This window comes from Pantoea sp. ICBG 828 (genome assembly GCF_002928355.1).
Lineage (GTDB): Bacteria > Pseudomonadota > Gammaproteobacteria > Enterobacterales > Enterobacteriaceae > Pantoea > Pantoea dispersa.
Genome location: NZ_POWN01000003.1, coordinates 115,219 through 134,163, shown reverse-complemented (window position 1 = coordinate 134,163; position 18,945 = coordinate 115,219). Strand labels below are relative to the sequence as shown.

At 60.3% G+C, this 18,945-nt stretch carries 12 protein-coding genes; 2 read left to right on the top strand and 10 right to left on the bottom strand.

The genetic code is table 11. From position 1 onward, the window contains the following. Positions 1-75 precede the first annotated feature (75 nt). From C1Y43_RS08305 to C1Y43_RS08290, 4 genes are all read right to left on the bottom strand, one after another. Positions 76-1,716, bottom strand: coding sequence for a dihydroxyacetone kinase subunit DhaK (locus tag C1Y43_RS08305; protein ID WP_104187863.1), 1,641 nt, complete (start codon positions 1,714-1,716; stop codon positions 76-78). A gap of 121 nt (positions 1,717-1,837) precedes the next feature. Next, a complete protein-coding gene (locus tag C1Y43_RS08300) occupies positions 1,838-2,893 on the bottom strand; it encodes a YncE family protein (protein ID WP_104187861.1) in 1,056 nt (351 codons plus the stop codon). A 211-nt stretch (positions 2,894-3,104) separates the two neighbouring features. Further along, complete coding sequence (locus tag C1Y43_RS08295) at positions 3,105-3,314, bottom strand: DUF1471 domain-containing protein (protein ID WP_058757538.1); 210 nt, start codon at positions 3,312-3,314, stop codon at positions 3,105-3,107. Positions 3,315-3,605: 291 nt separating this feature from the next. Then, positions 3,606-4,793, bottom strand: coding sequence for an MFS transporter (locus C1Y43_RS08290; RefSeq protein WP_058757539.1), 1,188 nt, complete (start codon positions 4,791-4,793; stop codon positions 3,606-3,608). Positions 4,794-4,895: 102 nt separating this feature from the next. On the opposite strand from C1Y43_RS08290, the gene C1Y43_RS08285 reads away from it, so the two are divergent. Then, positions 4,896-5,852 (top strand): AraC family transcriptional regulator, encoded by a 957-nt coding sequence (locus C1Y43_RS08285; RefSeq protein WP_021507815.1) that lies wholly within the window; start codon positions 4,896-4,898, stop codon positions 5,850-5,852. A gap of 3 nt (positions 5,853-5,855) precedes the next feature. On the opposite strand, the gene C1Y43_RS08280 is transcribed toward C1Y43_RS08285, so the two are convergent. Continuing rightward, the gene (locus C1Y43_RS08280; RefSeq protein WP_058757540.1) at positions 5,856-7,400 is read right to left on the bottom strand and encodes a PAS domain-containing methyl-accepting chemotaxis protein; all 1,545 of its coding nucleotides are present in this window, start codon (positions 7,398-7,400) and stop codon (positions 5,856-5,858) included. A 629-nt stretch (positions 7,401-8,029) separates the two neighbouring features. Next, on the bottom strand, positions 8,030-14,089 hold the full coding sequence (locus tag C1Y43_RS08275; RefSeq protein WP_104187859.1) for an autotransporter outer membrane beta-barrel domain-containing protein: 6,060 nt from the start codon (positions 14,087-14,089) through the stop codon (positions 8,030-8,032). 132 nt (positions 14,090-14,221) lie between these two features. Between C1Y43_RS08275 and C1Y43_RS23600 the strand changes: the two genes are divergently transcribed. Next, entirely contained in the window at positions 14,222-14,461 is a 240-nt protein-coding gene (locus C1Y43_RS23600) for a hypothetical protein (protein ID WP_146068649.1), read from the top strand. A 94-nt stretch (positions 14,462-14,555) separates the two neighbouring features. On the opposite strand, the gene murP is transcribed toward C1Y43_RS23600, so the two are convergent. From murP to gltP, 4 genes are all read right to left on the bottom strand, one after another. Then, positions 14,556-15,995, bottom strand: coding sequence for a PTS N-acetylmuramic acid transporter subunit IIBC (gene murP, locus C1Y43_RS08270; protein ID WP_104187858.1), 1,440 nt, complete (start codon positions 15,993-15,995; stop codon positions 14,556-14,558). Continuing rightward, a complete protein-coding gene (murQ, locus tag C1Y43_RS08265) occupies positions 15,995-16,906 on the bottom strand; it encodes an N-acetylmuramic acid 6-phosphate etherase (protein WP_058780882.1) in 912 nt (303 codons plus the stop codon). Before murQ ends, murP begins: the two co-directional genes overlap by 1 nt. Positions 16,907-17,052: 146 nt before the next feature. Continuing rightward, complete coding sequence (locus C1Y43_RS08260) at positions 17,053-17,457, bottom strand: type II toxin-antitoxin system HicB family antitoxin (protein ID WP_166718422.1); 405 nt, start codon at positions 17,455-17,457, stop codon at positions 17,053-17,055. Positions 17,458-17,620: 163 nt separating this feature from the next. Further along, positions 17,621-18,922: a glutamate/aspartate:proton symporter GltP gene (gene gltP / locus C1Y43_RS08255; RefSeq protein ID WP_058757544.1), complete on the bottom strand. Its 1,302-nt coding sequence runs from the start codon at positions 18,920-18,922 to the stop codon at positions 17,621-17,623. Positions 18,923-18,945: the final 23 nt, after the last annotated feature.

Here is an 18,945-nt window from a genome sequence, read left to right as displayed (position 1 = left end):
CTCAGAACAGTCCCCTCTCCCGCCCGCGGGAGAGGGTTAGGGTGAGGGCGAACCCCGCACCCATCCGCCCCATTTTCAGCCCGCCAGCACCGCAAACACCTTCTCAATCGCGTACGCGCCCGGATCCTTCACGCCATCCAGACTCTGCTGATTCAGATAAGCCGAACGGCCCGCCTTCGCGCTCTGCATCTGCGCCGTCGCATCGGCACCCTGTTGCGCAGCGGCCGCCGCATCCGCCAGCGATTCACCCGCCGCTAACGCTTCCAGTGCCGGCTGCAGCGCATCCACCAGGGTGCGATGTCCCGGCTGCGCGCCGCCGTAGTGCTTCATCCGTTCCAGCCCGTGCATCAGCGCCTGCGGCAGCGTGCTGCCCTCCTCCAGCTGCTGTCCGGCCGAAGTAAACAGAATCGACATCAGCACGCCGCTCGATCCGCCCATCACCGTCGCCAGCTGTTCGCCTACCAGCGCCAGCAGCGTAGGCAGCTCATCCAGCGGTAGCTGCTGTTCACGCAGGCCGCGCTGGATTTTCTTCGCGCCGGCGGCAAAGGTCGAGCCGGTATCGCCATCGCCGACTTTGGCGTCCAGCGCATTCAGCTCGCTCTCCAGATCGATCAGCGTCTGCGTCACGCGCTCAACCACCTGCGCCACTTCAGCGTTATCGGAAGGATCAAAATCCAGCACGCTGCCGATGCGTTCAGCGCGCTGCAGGCTGATGGGCGCAAAGTCGTACATCGGCGTCCAGCCCAGCACCTGCACCGGCGCATGCAGCGCCTCTAAAAACGCCTCTTCCAGCGCCAGCAGCGTCAGCGAAAACCCTTTCATATCCAGCGCGCTGACCAGGGTTGCCGGGCCAATTAAATGGGTGACGCGTGCCGCCAGCGGCGACTGCAGTACCTCGCGCGTGAGCAGCGCCAGCTCCAGCTGGGAAAAGCCGCCGAGATTGTTGATCATCAACAGCGCCTGTTTGCCGTCGGGCAGCGCCTGCGCCAGCTGATCGGTCATGATGCTGGTAATTTTGCGGCTGTTTTGCGTGTCCAGCGTGATTACGCCCGGCTCACCGTGAATGCCCATCCCCAGCTCGCTATGACCGGCTGCCACGCGATCGTCGCGCTTTTCACCCGGAATGTGACAGGTGGCAAACGCCAGGCCGATGGAGGACGTGGCGTCGATGGTGCGCTGCGCCAGCGCTTTAACCTCGTCGAGCGATTGGCCGTGCTCCGCAGCGTAGCCGGCGATTTTGTGCACCAGCACGGTGCCGGCAATGCCGCGCGGCTGCGGATTTTCCGGCAGCGCGATATCGTCCTGCACCATCACCAGCTCCACCTTGTAACCAAGATTTTTCGCCTTTTCCGCTGCGAGGCCAAAGTTGAGGCGGTCACCGGTGTAGTTCTTCACAATCAGCAGACAGCCCGCCTCACCGGTGACGTTAACGATGGCGTTCAGCACCGCATCAACGCTCGGCGAGGCGAAGATATCGCCGCACACCGCAGCGGTCAGCATCCCTTTGCCGACAAAGCCTGCGTGCGCCGGTTCATGGCCGGAGCCACCGCCGGAAATCAGTGCGACTTTGCTTTTATCCCAGTCCGAACGCACCACCACGCGAATCTCATCGCCCAGATCGAGACGGGTCAGGTTGTGCCACGGTGTGCTGAGTAACACGCCTTCGATCGCTTCGTTCACCAGATCGTTTTTTTCATGCATAAAAAACTGGCTCATTGCACTCTCCCCTTAGGTGTTGTCGTCCTAAAGGTAGCGTAAGCCGGGCGGGAAAGGGGGGATCAAGGCCGGAAATGCAAAGGGCGACACACGTCGCCCCTGAGTTTCGGATAATTACGCCCTACAGCGCGATGCGTAACACGCTGTCCGGGTTTTTTGGCGGTTCCTTGCGTGAGCCCGGCTGCTTGATGCTGACGAACAGCGTGTTGCCATCGGCGGAGAGCGCCAGGCTGTTCGGCAGGCCCGGCGCTTTCACCGTGCGTTTCACTTTATAGCTGCTGGCATCGATGATGCTGATCTCACCGGCTTTACGGTGCGTGACATACAGCTCGTCACGGTCAGCATTGAACAGCACCGCCAGCGATTCCGGTACCTCAATGCGCTGAATCACCTGCTTTGTGCGGGTATCCAGCACCAGTACCTGCGGCTGCTTCGCATCGCTGAGGAAAGCGCGGTGGCCTTTGCTATCCAGCGCAATGTTCAGGAAAAAGTGCTCTTTATCACCATCAATTTTCTGGCGCTTTTCAATCGCGTTCAGGCGGGTATTGATGGTGACCAGCTCGCCATCGGCATTGGTGACATACAGTTTCTGCGCGGCGGCATCCAGTGCCAGCCCGGTGCCCATTTTGCCGGTATTCGGGATAGTGCTGATGAGCTGCAGCGTTTTGCCGTCCACCACCCACACCACGCTTTGCGCACCGAGACCGGTGATGTATACGCGATTGGTTAGCGCATCCGCGACCAGTTCACGCGGCTGCAGCGGACGAACCGTGTCACTGCGCTTGCGGCCATCCAGCACCAGCGTGTTGATCACCTTACCGCTGCTGGCATCCACTGCCGTCAGCGCGCCGTTGACCGTGTTGCCAAAGTACAGCACGTTGGTGTGCTGATTGATGGCGGCACCAAAGGTCTTCAGCTCAGTGCTGATGGTTTGTTTCACCGCCAGATTCTGCGGATCGAGACGGTACACGGTACCACCCTGCGGATTGCCGGCGTTTTGCGCCGTGGCGAGGAACAGTGCGTTGTCGCTGTTACTGAAGGCCAGTTCGTAGGCACCTTTGGCGATCGGCTGATTGAGCGGCTGCGTTTCCGCCGCCTGCAGCGCGCTGCAGGACAGCAGCGCCGTGGCCACCAGTAGCGGACGCAGCGCCCACTGCATTGTTTTATTCGCTTTCATAACTTCTCCATAGCAAAACCACCGCCGTGCGGCAGTGAAATGAAAGCCCGACATTGCAACCAATAGGAAATTCAGCCCGAGGCGAGCCGATAAGGATGTTAGTTTTTGCGAATAATAATCATTTATGCGGAAAAGGGACAGGATTTTATGACGTTAGCAACGCCGCCAGGGCGCCCGAAGGCACCCTGTCAGCACAGAGGGTAGGGCAAACTTATTGGGTCAGTTCTGCCGTCATGTGAACGCCGTTGTTGAAGTTGGCTTCAGTCACTTTGTAGGAAGCACCAAGTTCCTGCGCTTTAGCAGCGATTTGCGCTTCAGCACCGTCAAGCGTAGAGGCGGTAGCGGTCACGCTTTGCGCGAAGCTGGCAAATGGCAGAACAGAGAGAGCAATAACAGCAGCAAAAGTTTTGATGGTTTTCATGGTCATTTCCTTAATAATGTTTGATTGAATAAGGCGACATCGCCTTGATGAGAGATATAGTAGGCCGGCAACCGATCAAAAAAAAGCGCAGAGATTTGCCTAAGTCATTCGAATATTTTGACTATAAAAAGCACGTTTAGCGCAACCTGTGCGCAAAGGGTTAAAAAACCACGATTTGATTAAAAGGCAGGATTTATTGCTGTGATTGGTGAGACCAGGCATACGCGGCAAAAGCGGCGCCGCGACACACCCTGAAGCGTGTCGCGGCGCGCCTGATGGCGGTAAACGGTTTTAACCGTGATGCCGCACGCGGGTAAAGATGGTGATGGCGGCCAGCAGCATCAGCACGCCGCTGGCAAGAAATACGCCGCCCGCGCCCTGCAGATCGAACATCCAGCCACCGGCTGCCGCACCGGCGGTGATCGCCAGCTGAATAGTTGCCACCAGCAGCCCGCCGCCCGATTCGGCGTCGTCCGGCACCGCGCGCGACAGCCAGGTTGACCAGCCAGTCGGCATTGAACCAAACGCCAGCCCCCACAGCGCGACGCCGCTCGCCACCAGCCAGGAGACGTGGCCAAAGCTCACCAGCAGCACCGCCGTCACGCTCATCACCAGCGCCATGCCGGTCAGCGTCAGCGACACGCTGCGCGTCACCAGCCACGCGGCCAGCGAGGTGCCGAAGAAGTTCGCCACGCCGAACGCCAGCAGCACCAGCGACAGCTGATTCACATTCAGCTGCGCGCTGGTTTCCAGGAACGGGCGCAGATAGGTAAAGAAGGCAAAATGGCCGGTAAACATCATGATCACCGCCAGCATGCCCCAGCGCATCACGCTCTGACGCAGTAGGTCCAGCACGCCGCCACTGCGCGCTTTGTTCTCCGGCGGCATCGACGGCAGGGTGAAGAACTGCCAGAACAGCGCCAGCACGCCCAAAACACCGGTCAGCAGGAAGATGTTACGCCAGCCAATCAGCCCGCCAAGATAGCTGCCCAGCGGCGCGGCAATGATGGTGGCCAGCGAAATACCGCTGAACACAATCGACAGCGCGCGCGGCACCTGATCGGCGGGCACCAGCCGCATGGTAATAGCGGTCGACAGCGTCCAGAAGCCGCCAATCGCCATGCCGAGCAGCACGCGCGCCAGTAAAATCATCGGCAGATTTTCGGCAAACGCCACCAGCAGCGCCGAGGCGATGAGCAGCAACGTGAACGCCAGCATCACCAGGCGGCGGTCGAGGCGGCGCGTGACGTTACCAATCACCAGGCTGGTCAGCAGCGCCACCAGCGCGGTAACTGTGACCGTCTGGCCCGCCTGCCCTTCGCTGACGCGCAGCGAGTCGGCAATCGGTGTCAGCAAGCTCACCGGCAGAAATTCTGCGGTGATCAGGCCGAAGACGCCAAACGCCATGGCGAACACCGCGCCCCATGCGGGTTTCTCTACCGCAATGCTTGTTTCCACTACTTCAGTATCCAGACTCATCTGCGATCCCCATCACAAAATATCAGGCTGTAAGCATAGAGAGACGACGCAAGACGATCTATGATACAGAAACTTTGTTTTTTGATAATTCGTCTGGATTGTATGAGCCGCTATGAAGATTTGACCAGCGAACTGCTGATGGGCATGCGCCTGTACGGCGTCAAATATCAGCGCATCGCGCTGCATGCGCCGTTTGGCCTGCAATATGATGACGCGCCGGGCAAGGCACAGCTGCATTTTGTTGGCCGCGGCTCGCTGCTGATTCGCTCCGCTTCCGGCACCGTCTATCCGCTGCAGGCGGGCGATGCACTGCTGATTCCGCACGGTAAGCCGCACGCGCTGATCTCCGGCGAAGATGCGGTGTGCGTGCCGATCGCTACCTTTAACAGCAAACCCATCTGCGACAGCGTGTGCGCCATCAACGATGCGCCGGACGCGGATGCCTGCCCGGACGACAGCGATGTGATTTTATTCAGCGCCTGCATGGCGTTTGAGCTGGGCGGCATGCAGCCGCTGGTGCACACCATGCCGGACGTGATGCTGGTCAGCACGCTGCTGGCGCAATACCCGGAAATCCAGCCGATTCTGGATGCCATGGAGCGTGAAACACGTCAGCGCAAAGCGGGCTTTGCCGGCATTTTGTCGCGGCTGGCCGATGTGGTGGCGGCGCAAATTGTGCGGGGCTGGGTGGAGAATGGCTGTGGTCAGGGCAGCGGGCTGGTGCAGGCCCTGCGCGATCCGCGCCTCAGCCTGGCGATGGCGGCCATGCACCGCGCGCCCGGCGAAAACTGGACGGTGGAGCGGCTGGCGCGCGAATCCGGCAGCTCACGCTCGGTGTTTGCCGCGCGCTTTCAAAACGCCACCGGCATGACGCCGCTGCGCTACCTCACCGAACTGCGCATGCGTCTGGCGGTTGAGCGTATTGTTAACGATGGCGAAGCGGTGGAGAGCGTGGCGTTCCACCTCGGTTACGGTTCACTGGCCGCCTTCAGTCGCGCCTTCAAACGCATTGTCGGCACACCGCCCGGCGCGCTGCGCGCCGGACGTGAAGCGTCGTGAAACTTAGCGAAACACGCTGATCGCTTCAACCAGCCGGTTGGCCTGATGCGCCATTCGGCCGGAGGCTTCTGCACCTTCCGCCACGCGCGCCGCGTTCTGATGGGTGATGTCGTCGAGATCCTCCACCGCGCTACTGACTTCGCTCAGCGCGATGGATTGTTCGGCCGTCGCCGCGCTGATTTGCGCGATCAGGGCGGTGACATTCTGCACCTGATCGACAATCGCCTGCATCGTATGGCCGGCCGCATCGGCGTGATCGCTGCCCGACTGCACGCGGCCGGCGCTGGTTTCCACCAGGTTTTTGATCTCGCTGGCGGCTTTGGCGCTGCGCTGTGCCAGATTGCGCACCTCGCCCGCTACCACCGCAAAGCCTTTACCCTGCTCACCGGCACGTGCCGCTTCCACCGCCGCGTTCAGCGCCAGAATATTGGTCTGGAAAGCGATGCCGTCAATCACGCTGGTGATGTTGGCGATACGCTTCGAGCTGTCGGCAATTTCCGCCATCATGCCGACCATCTCCTGCATCACTTCACCGCCTTTGATCGCCGCTGCGCTGGTGCTGGCCGACAGCGTATTTACTTCACTGGCAGTTTCCGTGTTGCTTTTGACCGTGGCGGTCATTTCGTTCATGGTCGCCGCCGTTTGCTGCACGTTCGCCGCCGCCTGCTCGGTGCGACGGCTCAGTTCATCATTGCTGCGCGCGATGGCGTCGCTGGCACTCAGGACATTGATCGCCTGGCCGCTGACGTCATCCACCAGCCAGCGGAACATCAGGCCCAGCTGGCCGATAGCGCGCTGCGTCATGCCGATCTCATCCACCCGATCGATGTGCTCGACTTTGTGGCTGGCGCCGGTGGCCACGCTCAGCGCCTGACGGCACATGCGCTCCATCGGGCGCGAGATCTGCTGCTCCAGCCACAGGCTGGCCAGCAGCAGCAGCCCGGCCATGCCGCCGCTGAAGCAGCCGATCGCCAGCGGTGCCATGCCCAGCAGCCAGACGCTCAGCACCGACAACGGCAGCAGCGCGATCAGCGTACTGCGGATGCGCCAGCGCAGCGGCAGCGTTTTCAGCACTGAGGTCAGTCGCCGCCAGCCGCTGCCGACAATCAGCCCTTTATGGAAGCGACGCCCTTTGGCACGCCCTTCACGAAAATCACGGTACAGCGCCTCGCACTGACGGACCTCCTCCGCCGACGGTTTGGTGCGTACCGACATATAGCCCTGCAGCTTGCCCTCGCGCACTACCGGAATAGCATTGGCGCGCACCCAGTAGTGATCGCCATTCTTGCGCCGGTTCTTGACCAGCGCGGTCCAGGGTTCGCCCTGCTTCAGCGTGCTCCACATATCGGCGAACGCTTCCGGCGGCATATCCGGATGACGCACCATGTTGTGTGGCTGGCCGTTGACCTCCTCCGGGCTGAATCCGCTGACCTCAATAAAGGCGTCGTTGGCGTAGGTGATGTGGCTGTTGAGATCGGTGGTCGACATCAGCGTGGCGCGATCGTCAAAGACGAATTCACGCTGGGTGATGGGCTGGTTATTACGCATGTGTGAGTCCTTGCAAAACGCAGGCTGAAGAGAAATCGATAATACTTTTTTACCTTTTCGGCAGCACAATGGCCTGGCTTTAGCGCGGCTATTTAATTTTTGTTCTTAATAAAGCCGGAGTGCGCGGCGCTTCACAGTTCTGGCCGCGGGCGGGATCGATAAAAAATCATTTAGGGTAAATGAGATCGAGCTTTGGCTGAAAGGCGTGTCGGCAGCGGTGCGCATGAATGCGCACCCTACAGAAAAACGTGCCATCACCGCATCCCTGCACATCCCGCCACATGCCCCATTCTTGTAGGGTCGCCGTTCACTGCGACCGCATCCCTGCGCATCCCGCAGCATGCCCCATTTTGTAGGGTCACCGTTCACGGCGACCGCATCCCTGCACATCCCGCAACATGCCCATTCTCGTAGGGTCGCCGTTCACGGCGAACGCATCCCTGCGCATCCCGCAGCATGCCCCATTTTGTAGGGTCGCCGTTCACGGCGACCGCATCCCTGCGCATCCCGCAACATGCCCCATTCTTGTAGGGTCGCCGTTCACGGCGACCGCATCCCTGCACATCCCGCAGCATGCCGCATTCTTGTAGGGTCGCCGTTCACGGCGACCGCATCATGCGCACATACTTTCAGAACTGCCAGCGCACGCCGAGGTTGTAACGCCAGCCTCTGGCGCCGTTGCCGTCGATCTCCTTGCGGTAATCCGCTTCGGCGTACAGCGACACATCCTGCTGCAGCGTCACCGTGCCGCCAGCCCCCACTTCCCACATCTGGCCAAAATTACCGCTGCTGAAGCTGGCGCCGAGCGCCGGGTTATCGGCAGCCGACACCGACGCCTGCGCCGTACCGCCCCAGCCTTTGTAATAATTCGCGCGCAGATAAGGCGTGTACTGGCGGTTGCTGTCATCGGTCCAGCTGCGGTCGAGACGCGCGCCGAGACGGCCAATCGTCTGGTGATAATCGCCATAGCGCACCTGGTTATTGTCCTCATCCGTGAAATCGTTCATGTTCAGTTTCAGGTACATCAGCTGCGCCTGCGGCTCCAGCTTGTAGCCCTCGCCGAGTTCAAACGGATAACCGCTCTCCAGCGAGGCGGTCCAGCCGTGGCCCTTCAGCCTGGCCTCGCGCTGCTGGCGCGCAATGTCGGTTTCACCACGATGCCAGTCAAACGACAGCACGCCGTCAAGGTAAAAGCCGCTCTGGCGCTGCCAGGTGCCGTACAGCGCCAGGCTGTCGCTATCGAAGCTGGTGCTGCTGTAACCGTCTGCCGCCTGCGGACGAATGCGCGTATTGCCGCGGGTGTAGGCCACGCCGCCGCGCAGGCTGTCCTGCTCACCGTCGAGACGCAGCAGATTGCCGCCAAGCTGCACCGCGCTGTAATCGAGATCAAACCCGTAGCCGTAATCGCTAAAGCTGCGGTCGCTTTTGTATTTCAGGTTCGAGCCGATATAGCGCAGGAACATCTCACCGCCGTTACCCGCCGGGCGCGTCTGCTCGTGACGCAGTTCGCCGAGACGCTTGTGCAGGTCATCAATAATCGCGGCGGTGTAATAGGCGAGGCCAACCGGTGCCGAAATGTACGAGGGCACCTGCGGTACCACCGCCGGACGCGCATCGTAGCGCTGTGGCGTACCAAATCCGCTGGTCACCAGCGCTGGCTGGCAGCTGTCGCTGTCCTCGCACACGTAGTAGTTTGCCAGCCGGTAATCCCAGTAATTGTTGCCGCTGCCACTCAGCAGGCGCTGCGCCGGATCGCTGCTGCCCGGCGCGAAGCTGTACAGCCGGTACTGCCACGGTCCGGCACCGAGATAGCCATCCCTGAGCGCAAAGCTGTTCTGGCCGGCGTTGCCGCCCACCTGCGCCAGCGAAATGCCTTCATTGCCCTCAATGCCGCCGTTGCGGTTGCGATCGGTGAGCGCCGCACTGCTTGCCGCATCCAGCCTGACGTTGAGCAGCGTGGTGCCGCTGGCGTTACCGCTGACGTTGATGTGGTCGGTGAACTGGTTGCTCAGCGCGCCGCCGTCATTGAGGCGCGTCACCAGATTCGCCTGACCGCCCATCGACGCCAGCGAGCCGTTGATGTCCAGCGTATTACCTGGCGAACCGCCGCCATTGGTGAGGTCCAGCGTACCGCTGTTATTCACCTGCAGCGAATCCGCTGTGCCGCCCGCCAGTGTGGGATGCACGTTGTCACCGGCGTACAGCGTTGAGCGCCCATCAATGTTGATGGTGCTGTGCGCCAGCTGCAGGTTGTCGGTCAGCGTCCAGCGGCTATCCGCGAAGTTAATGATGCTCCAGCCGCTGCCGAGATTAACGCCTTTGCTCAGGTCATCCGCGCTGAAGCTGCCGCCGCGCGCCGTAATCTGGTTAAAGGTCAGGCTGTTACCGGTGCCGTTGCCGCTGGTGAGATGGTAAGTAGTGCTGAGATCGACGCCGCTGACCTCGGCGATATTGTTGTTGTCTGCGCCCATGGTCAGGCTGCCGTTGAGCGTGCCGCCGGTCCAGCGGAACGTATCGCTGCCGCCGCCAGGATTGATGTCGCCCAGCACGTCACCCTGGGTCAGCAAAATCACATCGTCGGCGTTACTGCCCGCCACCGCCACGCTTTGCGCCGTGGCCGTCACGATAGTACCGAGGTTCTCGAATACCGTTTTGCCGCCGCGCAGATCGACCACTGGCGCCGTCAGGCTGCTGGAGCGCAGCGTGCCGCTGTTGACGATGGTGCCGGCGGTGCTGGAGACCAGCGCCGAACCGCCTGCCGCATTAGTGATATTGACGCTGGCAGCGGTGACGATATTTCCCGTGGTGTTGGCGCGAATCCCGGTGCCGCCGGCGCCGGTGACATTGAAAACGTAACCCGAACCCAGCGTCAGATCGCCGCCGGTGGTCGATCCATCAGCGTTGGCGATAGTCAGGCCGTTACCGCTGCCGGATACATGGGTGGTCACGGTGGAGGCGGGATCGAACGCGACGGCAGTGCGGATGCCGTTGCCATCGCCAACGTTGAGCGTCAGGTTGCTCAGGCTCACGTTGTCCAGCTCCGCGCGGTTTTCGATGCCGTTGCCGCTGCCCAGTACGTTGATGGTGGCGTCGCGCGCGCTGAGCGCCGCCGCGCCGCTGTCGAGCAAAATGCCGTGCGCCGTGCCGCGCGTGGTGATCAGCGTATCGCTGCCAGTCAGCGCCAGCTGTGCGCCGTCGCTGATGCGCACGCCGGCCACGCCGTTATCAACATTGATGCTACCGCCCTGCGCCAGCGTGGTGCCGCTGCCGCCGACATCTAACCCGGTGCCGCTGCTGACGTTAACCACGCCATTATTGGTCAGCGTGCTGCCGGCGCGCGAGCGCATGCCGATGCTGTTGCTGCCGGTCAGCGTCAGTGCGCCATTGTTCTCCAGCGCCGCGCCGTTGGTCAGGTCAAAGCCAACGGCACCGTTGCCAGCGCCGCTGATGCGGGCGTTGCTGGTGACGCGGGTGGCGGCAGCGCTGCCGTCCAGCGCATTACTGAGATCGCTGCGCAGCGTATTCACCAGCACGCCCACCGCGTTGTTGCCGCTGAGCGTGATGTTGCTGCTGCCGTCGAGCGTTGCCGCTGCGCCGCCCTCGACGCGCACGGCGGTGCTCTCCTCGCCGCTGGCGGTCAGATTGAGGTTGGCGCTGTTGAGGCTGCTGCCGCTGCCGGAGACAATTACGCCGGTGCTGCTGGCGGCGCTGGCGCTCAGGCTGTTCGGCGTGCTGAAGCTCAGCGCCGCGCCGTCGTCAAGGCGGTAGCCGGTGGAACCACGTGTGCTGACATCCAGCGCGCTGGTGGCGGCGCGAATGCGCGAACCGTTACCTGCAGCGTGATAGGCGATCTGGTCGCTATTGTTAAAGATCGGCGTCGATCCGGCGGCGATATTCACCAGCGCACCGTCCAGCGCTTCGGCGCCGATGGCACCACTGCCGTTGAGCGTGAGCGTGCCGCCGTTGAGGTTCGCCACCGCCTGGCTACCGCTGGCGCTGACGCCGCGCGTACGGCGGGTGCTGCTGCCGCCATTCACGTCGATGTTGCCGCTGTTGCTGGCGGTGGTGGCGAAGGTGCTGCCCGCGCTGTTCACCGCGATACCGGTGCCGCCGTCGCTGATGCTGATATTGCCGCTGTTGCTGCCGGTCGCCCCGCTCTCCACGCGCAGGCCGGTGGTATTGGCCCCGCTGAAGTTGATGTTGCCGCTATTGCTGAGCTGCGCGCGGTTGCGCGCCAGATAGCCGGTGATGCCGTTCTGCGCCGAATTGAGTTCTGCGGCGGAGGTCAGCCGCGTGCTGGCGACCGGCGCACGGCTGTTGGCACCGGTCAGCGTATGTTTCTGCCCGTCGGCAATCGCGCCCGTGGCGTTGCTGCCACTGAGGGTAATGGTGGTCGCCGCGTCAATATTGCCCTGCGCACCGCCCTCGATATTGACGCCGGTGGCACCGGTGCCGCTAACGTTAATCGTGGCGTTGTTGGTCTTCACCAATGTTCCGCCACCGCCGGTGCCGTTCACCGCCACCGCACCCGCGCCGGAGGCGGTCAGCGTGGTATTAGTCCCGTCAAACGTCGCGCCCTGTTCGATGCGGAAAAGCGTCGAGTTAGTGGTGGTGACGTCAAACGCGTTGTTGTCGTCCACGTTGATCAGAGCATTCGGGCCATAGGCAAAAAAACCAATTTGATTGCTGCCGGTGCTGAAACGGGGAATGGCATTCTGCGTGACGTTAACCGTGGCGTTGCCGCGCGCGTGCACGCCAATTGCGCCGTTGCCGGTGAGGTTAATCGGCCCGTCCACGTTCGCTGCGGCAGTGCCGCTGCCCTGGCCTTCCACCCACACGCCAAAGTTGCGCGTGCCGCTGGCCGGATCGGCTCCGCCCGCCACGTTGATGGTCCCGGTGGAGCTGGCGGCGGCGCTGTTACCACTGGTGGCCAGCACTTTCAGGCCGGTGCCGTTAACGCCGTTGAGGTTGATGGTGCCGCGATTCTCCAGCGTACCGTTGCTGTTAGTGACCAGCATGCCGACGTTCTCGCGCGGCACGCGCGCAGCGCTGCCGTTGACGTCGATGGTGCCGCTGTTGATCAGCGTGGCATTGCTGGCACCGCTGACCGACATGCCGGCGGCGTTCTGTACGCGCGAGCCAATCACAATCGCCCCGTCGTTGGTGGCGCTACCGTTGGCCAGCAGCGCAATGCCGCTGGTCAGCCCGCTCTGGTTCAGGGCGGTCTCCGCCACGTTGTCGCTCAGGCTGTTCTGCGCGCCTCGCCCGAGGTAAATCGTGCCGCCGCTGTTGTTGGTGAAGCGGCTGCTGTCGCTGGTGAGCAGCACGCCGGAAGTGGTGCCGCGCGCGCTGGAGCCGTTGACGCCCACGTTGATATTGCCGCTGTTAGCGGCCTGCGCATTGGCATCAAGGCGGATGCCCGCCACGCCGTTGGTCAGATTGCTGCCGGTGGTGCCGAGGTTAAGTACGCCGTTGTTAGTAAAATCGCCGCCGTTCTGCACCGTTACCGCCGTGGCGTTGTTGCTGGCCGCGCCGACGCCGGTGCCATCAATACGGTTGAGGAAGCCGCCGTTGATGACGCCGCTGCTGCTGTTGGTAGCCGTCGCGCCATCCAGCGCCAGTGCGGTGCCGCGGCTCGCCAGTTTCCCATCGATGGTGGCATTGGCCCCATTGGCCACGCGTACCGCGCCATCGCTGGCCCCTACCACTTCCAGCGTTTTACCGGCGGCGATAGTGACCTGCGAACCGGCGCCTTCGGCGTTGATCACCACGCGGCTACCTATCGGCTGCGTCACTTCATCCGGCGCAGTGGCGCTGACGTTATAGACAATATCGCCGTTGGTGATAGTGACCGCCTGATTGAACGCGCTGAGGTAGCTGGCCGGCGCGAGATTGCCGGCCTGCAGCTGGCTCACCAGCCAGTTATTGTAGCTTTGCAGCTGGCTGGCATTGGTGACGTTGAAGGCGGTGGTTTTGCCGTCCAGCGTCTGCACGCTAAAGCTGCCGTTATAGGTCGCGAGATTTTGTACCGCCAGGCTATCGGTCACCTGGCCGCCGGAGACGTTGGCTGCAGAACCGTTAAAGGTGATGCGGTTGTTGTTGTTCCAGTTGAGGGTGCCGCCGTTACTGACCTGAAACAGCGAGGTGTTTTTGGCCGCCATGGTCCAGGCGTTGGTGCTGGCGCTGCTATTGGCGTTAGCCTGACCAATGCTGACATCCAGCGAACTGCCGCTGCCGCTGACATCGGCGATGCGCGCGTCGATATACTGATTGTCATTCACGTTTTGCAGATCCGGCACCACCGTGCTGGCGGTAACCGGTGCCTGCGCCACCAGGCTGGCGGAATCAAACACCTGAAAGGTGGTGTTGCCGCCGGTAGTGGGATCCGGCACGGTGATGGCGAGGTTTTGCGGACCGGGATCGAGACGTGCCTGATTGAGATATTGTGCGCCCGCCGCGATGGTCACCTGGCCGAGCGTGGTGTTGACCGCCCCGTCAATCCCCGGCTCAAACGCCTGATTACCGGTTAAGGTTGCGCTGCCGCCGTTAACAATCAGCGCGCCGCTCTGCTGGTCGTTATCGCGCGGATTATACGCGCCCAGTGTTGCCGCTTCCCCTACGCCGGGGAAATAAAACACCGCCTGCGCAGCGACGATCCCTAGCGCAATGGGATTCCGGGTGAATCTCATACAACCTCCAGTAACAAGCAATCAGCGACGCTGTGAAAGCACAGCGAAAAAAAGAACAAAGGGGCAGATGGGCGAACTCTATTTTCACAAAACGAATCAAGTGGTTAATTATGGGCACAGAGGGTGCCGCTGATGCGTGAAAATCAGGAGAAAGCTGTTGCTTATATAGACTTTATGGCTGCACAGATCAAAAGCGAGCCCGGAGATATTTATCGAAATGAAATAAGAATTTCGCAGGAAATGAAAGGCTATAACCCTGGTTTAAATAAGGCTTATAGTGATAACGCATTAATATTACGTCATTTATTCTCAGCCACTCCAGTAAAGTCTGGACAGGTGATAATTCACACGCTCAATAATAAGCAGCGCTAACGAAATGCTGCAATTGTGAGCCTGCCCACAATTGCAGCAAAATCATCCATTTAATGACATCGGACCTCTTGACGGTCTGCTGGTGCGGGCTTTTCTAGCTTAAATCGACGTTTTTGGTGCCGCCCCACCAGGTAAAGACGAAGCCGCCGATCCACGCCACGATCAGCCCCACCAGATAGACCGCCATACCGGCAAAGATGCCCTGCGAAGAGGTCATCAGCGGCAGCGTCACCAGTCCTGACGGGCCAAACACCGTGTTCATGCCCACCGGCAGGCCGAGCCACGCCACCAGCCCGATAAAGAAGCCGCCCAGCGCACCGCCGAAGCAGGCGGTGATAAACGGTTTAAGACGCGGCAGCGTTACGCCATAGATGAGCGGCTCACCGACGCCCAGCAGACCTGGCACGATAGCGCCTTTAATCTGGCTGCGCAGCAGCGAGTGCTTGTCGGCTTTGCACCACAGCGCCAGCGAAGCGCCGACCTGACCGGCTCCGGCCATGGCGAGTATCGGGAACAGCGAATTGAAGCCCTGGGTTTCCATCAGCGCAAAATAGACCGGAATAAAGCCCTGATGAATGCCGAACATCACCGCAATCAGGAATAAGCCAGCCAGAATGGCACAGCCGAACGGGTTATTGTTCAGGTGGATAAACAGCCACGACATGCCTTTAAACAGCTCGCCGCCAATCGGCATGATCACCAGGAACGTCACCGCGCCGGTAATTAACAGCGTCAGCAGCGAGGTGAGGATCATATCGAGATTATCCGGGATAATTTTGCGCAGCTGTTTCTCCAGCCAGGCACCAAATATCGCCGCCAGCAGCACGCCAATAATATTGCCGCGCGGATCGATGGTCAGGCCGAAGAAATCCTGCATGCCGCTGTAATAGCCGACGGTCGCGTTTGGCACATACCCCAGCACAAACAGTGAGGCGATGATCGCGCCGTTCACGCCAGTGCCGCCGAACGCTTTCTGCGCGTTATAGCCGATTAAGATGCTGAGGAAAGTGAACAACCCTTTACCGAACACCTTCATATAAGCCACGGTGTCCAGCAGCCAGCGGGCGTGTTCCCCGGGCTGATTAAGATGGCACACCTGCTCAATCAGCGTGGCAAACCCCAGCAGCAATCCGGCACCGATAAAGCCCGGGATCAGCGGGGTAAAAATGGTGGCAAAGCAGGAGAGAAAACGGTGCAGCGCGCTGTTTTGCTTCGCTTTCATCTGCTGCTTCTGCGCGCTGGCAATGCTGTGCAGATCGCCCGGCGCCTCTGGCGTGGCGCTGTTCAGCATCGCCTGCATTTTTTCCGCTGCGGTTTGCGCTTTGCCAGGGCCGAGCACAATCTGCAGCTGGGCATCGCTGTCAATCACGCCCAGCACGCCGGGCAGCGTTTTCAGCCGGGCGCTGTCGACCCGCGCGGCATCGGCCAGCGTCAGACGCAGACGCGTCATGCAGTTACCGCAGTGCACGACATTGCCTGCGCCGCCGACCGCCTGCAGGATATCGCGCAATAAGCTTTCAGTGATCGCCGCCATCATTGCGCTCCTGCGTGGTGTAATGCCTGGCGGATAAAGCCGTGGTTCTGCGCCAGCAGCGCCTGCGCGTCATCGGCGTTCAGGTCCGCCAGTATCATCACAATGGCGGTTTTACAGTGGCCGCCGCACGCTGCCAGCGCCTGCTGTGCGCGGGCATCGTCACATTCGGTGGCCTGCTTAACGATGTTGATTTGCCGCTGCACCAGTTTCTGATTGGTGGCTTCTACATCGACCATCAGGTTGCCGTACACTTTGCCGCTGCGGATCATGGCGCCGGTGGTCAGCATATTGAGCACCAGCTTCTGCGCGGTGCCGGCTTTCATGCGTGACGAGCCGGTGACCACTTCCGGGCCTACCACCGGCGTCAGGGCGACGTCCGCCGCCTGCGACATGGCGCTGTTGGGATTACAGGTCAGCGCGGCGGTGAAGGCGCCCTGCTGCTTCGCCCAGGCCAGCGCACCGAGCACATAAGGTGTGCGGCCGCTGGCAGCAATGCCGACCAGCACATCGCGCGCCGAAAAGTCGATATCTTTTAAATCCTGCGCGCCCTGCTCGCGGTTGTCCTCGGCGTTTTCCACCGCCTGCAGAATGGCGGTGTGGCCGCCGGCGATCAGCCCGACCACCTGACTGCGCGGCGTGCCGAACGTGGGCGGGCATTCGCTGGCATCGAGAATACCGAGACGGCCGGAGGTCCCGGCACCGCAGTAAATCAGACGTCCGCCCTGGCTGAATGCCGCCGTGATGGCATCCACCACCTCAGCAATCTGCGGCACGATAGCTTCCACTGCCAGCGCCACTTTTTTGTCTTCATCGTTAATGACGCGCAGCATCGCTTCCGTGTTCAGCTCGTCAATGTTCTGGCTCGCCGGGTTGCGGCCCTCGGTGATCATCTGGCTCAGATCGATGTTCATGTTCGCTCCCTTAAGGAATAATTTATTCTTGAAACTATATATCATATAGAATTGTTAATTCCTCCTGCTCAGGTCAATTTTTTTGCCTTTTGCGGCAGCGGGCATAAAAAAACCCGCCAGAAGGCGGGTTGGATTAAGAAGAAGCACTAGATGTTTGCCAGTTCTCTGCGTGCCAGCGCGGCGAGAAAGCCGCTACGGGAGCCGTATTCGCGGTGTGCTTCTACGTGGCTATCGATTTTGGTCAGTAAGTTTTGCGGCAGGGTGATGTTCAGCTTCACCGCTTTACCTTCGTAACGACTGAGATCAATCTCAACGAAAGCCCAGTAACCTCCCTGGCACTCTTCATCATTAATATGGGTTTCAACGCTGGCTGCTTTTGGAATGGCCTTGCCTGCGTCCGCTAACGATTCCACATGCGCATCGATTGCATCAAATGCATCGCTCAACGCCTCGTCAACGGTGTTGCCCGCAAAAAAACATCCCTGCACGTCGGGTACGAAACCTGACCAGCTGCCGTTTTCTGTTTTGTGCAAATAAACGGGGAATCTCATGGTGAGTCCTTATGTAAATTGCCTTCTTGATTATCTACGGCGGATGCGAGTGGTTATGGTGGGTATAAATTTAAACTTTCTTCAGTAGCTCACCACGACAGGACTTGTCTGCAAAATATAAAAAAACCCGCCAGAAGGCGGGTTCAGTCAGAGAGCGTGTCGCTTAGCTGGCGCTTTGCGTGCGCAGCTGCAGCTCGTAGGCGGCGGCCTGTTTGGTATCAAACTGGTTTTCCCAGCGGGCGATAACCAGCACCGCCAGCGCGTTACCGATGACGTTGAGCGCGGTGCGCGCCATGTCCATGATACGGTCGACACCGGCGATAAACGCCAGACCTTCCAGCGGAATACCGACGCTGCCCAGCGTGGCCAGCAGCACCACAAACGAGACGCCCGGCACACCCGCGATACCTTTCGACGTCACCATCAGGGTCAGCACCAGAATGATTTCATCGGTCAGCGACAGGTCAATGCCGTACAGCTGGGCGATAAAGATCGCCGCAATGCTCTGATACAGCGTTGAACCATCCAGATTGAACGAATAGCCGGTTGGCACCACGAAGCTGGTGATCGCCTTCGGCGCGCCGTAGGCTTCCATCTTCTGCATGATGCGCGGCAGCACGGTCTCTGAGCTGGAGGTGGAATACGCCAGAATCAGCTCATCTTTCAGAATGCGCATCAGGGTGGTAATACGCAGCTTGCAGAAGCGCGCCACCGCACCCAGCACCACGAACGCAAAGAACAGGATCGCCACGTACACCAGCAGCACCAGCTTGGCCAGCGGGTAGAGCGAGGCAAAACCGAAGTTAGCAATGGTGACGGCAATCAGTGCAAACACCCCGACCGGCGCATAGCGCATGATCATGTGCGTCACTTTAAACATGGTTTCGGAAATGGAACGGAATACGGTCACCAGCGGATCGCGATGCTCCGACGGCAGCGCCGACAGTCCCATGCCAAACAGTACCGAGAAGAAGATAATCGGCAGCATGTCGCCTTTGACCAGCGAGGCAAAAATATTCTGCGGGATCAGCGACAGAATGGTGGTCACCAGGCCATGTGGCGCACCCTGCACCGCTTCCGTTGTGGCTTCGTATTTAGAGATGTCCACCGTTGCCAGCGTTGACATATCAATGCCGCTGCCGGGTTGGAATACGTTGGCCAGCGTGATGCCGACCACAATGGCAATGGTGGTAATCACTTCAAAATAGATGATGGTTTTCACACCAATCCGCCCGAGCTTTTTCGCATCACCCACGCCGGCGATGCCGACAATCAGTGAGGAAATAACAATCGGCACCACAATCATCTTGATCAGATGAATAAAGATGTCGCCGGCAGGAGTAAGAATGTTAGTGATTAACCATTCACGATCGTCTGGCTGATTATGCAGCACGGTTCCGACGATAACGCCGAGAATCAGGGCAATCAGAATCTGCCACGCGAGGGTGAGTTTAAAACCTTTCATAACGCGTTATTTCCTCAGTTAAA

Excerpts from the sequence above, each read along its gene's own strand:
- C1Y43_RS08305 (WP_104187863.1), bottom strand. The coding sequence starts at position 1,716 with ATGAGCCAGTTTTTTATGCATGAAAAAAACGATCTGGTGAACGAAGCG.
- C1Y43_RS08300 (WP_104187861.1), bottom strand. The coding sequence starts at position 2,893 with ATGAAAGCGAATAAAACAATGCAGTGGGCGCTGCGTCCGCTACTGGTG.
- C1Y43_RS08295 (WP_058757538.1), bottom strand. The coding sequence starts at position 3,314 with ATGAAAACCATCAAAACTTTTGCTGCTGTTATTGCTCTCTCTGTTCTG.
- C1Y43_RS08290 (WP_058757539.1), bottom strand. The coding sequence starts at position 4,793 with ATGAGTCTGGATACTGAAGTAGTGGAAACAAGCATTGCGGTAGAGAAA.
- C1Y43_RS08285 (WP_021507815.1), top strand. The coding sequence starts at position 4,896 with ATGAGCCGCTATGAAGATTTGACCAGCGAACTGCTGATGGGCATGCGC.
- C1Y43_RS08280 (WP_058757540.1), bottom strand. The coding sequence starts at position 7,400 with ATGCGTAATAACCAGCCCATCACCCAGCGTGAATTCGTCTTTGACGAT.
- C1Y43_RS08275 (WP_104187859.1), bottom strand. The coding sequence starts at position 14,089 with ATGAGATTCACCCGGAATCCCATTGCGCTAGGGATCGTCGCTGCGCAG.
- C1Y43_RS23600 (WP_146068649.1), top strand. The coding sequence starts at position 14,222 with ATGCGTGAAAATCAGGAGAAAGCTGTTGCTTATATAGACTTTATGGCT.
- murP (WP_104187858.1), bottom strand. The coding sequence starts at position 15,995 with ATGGCGGCGATCACTGAAAGCTTATTGCGCGATATCCTGCAGGCGGTC.
- murQ (WP_058780882.1), bottom strand. The coding sequence starts at position 16,906 with ATGAACATCGATCTGAGCCAGATGATCACCGAGGGCCGCAACCCGGCG.
- C1Y43_RS08260 (WP_166718422.1), bottom strand. The coding sequence starts at position 17,457 with ATGAGATTCCCCGTTTATTTGCACAAAACAGAAAACGGCAGCTGGTCA.
- gltP (WP_058757544.1), bottom strand. The coding sequence starts at position 18,922 with ATGAAAGGTTTTAAACTCACCCTCGCGTGGCAGATTCTGATTGCCCTG.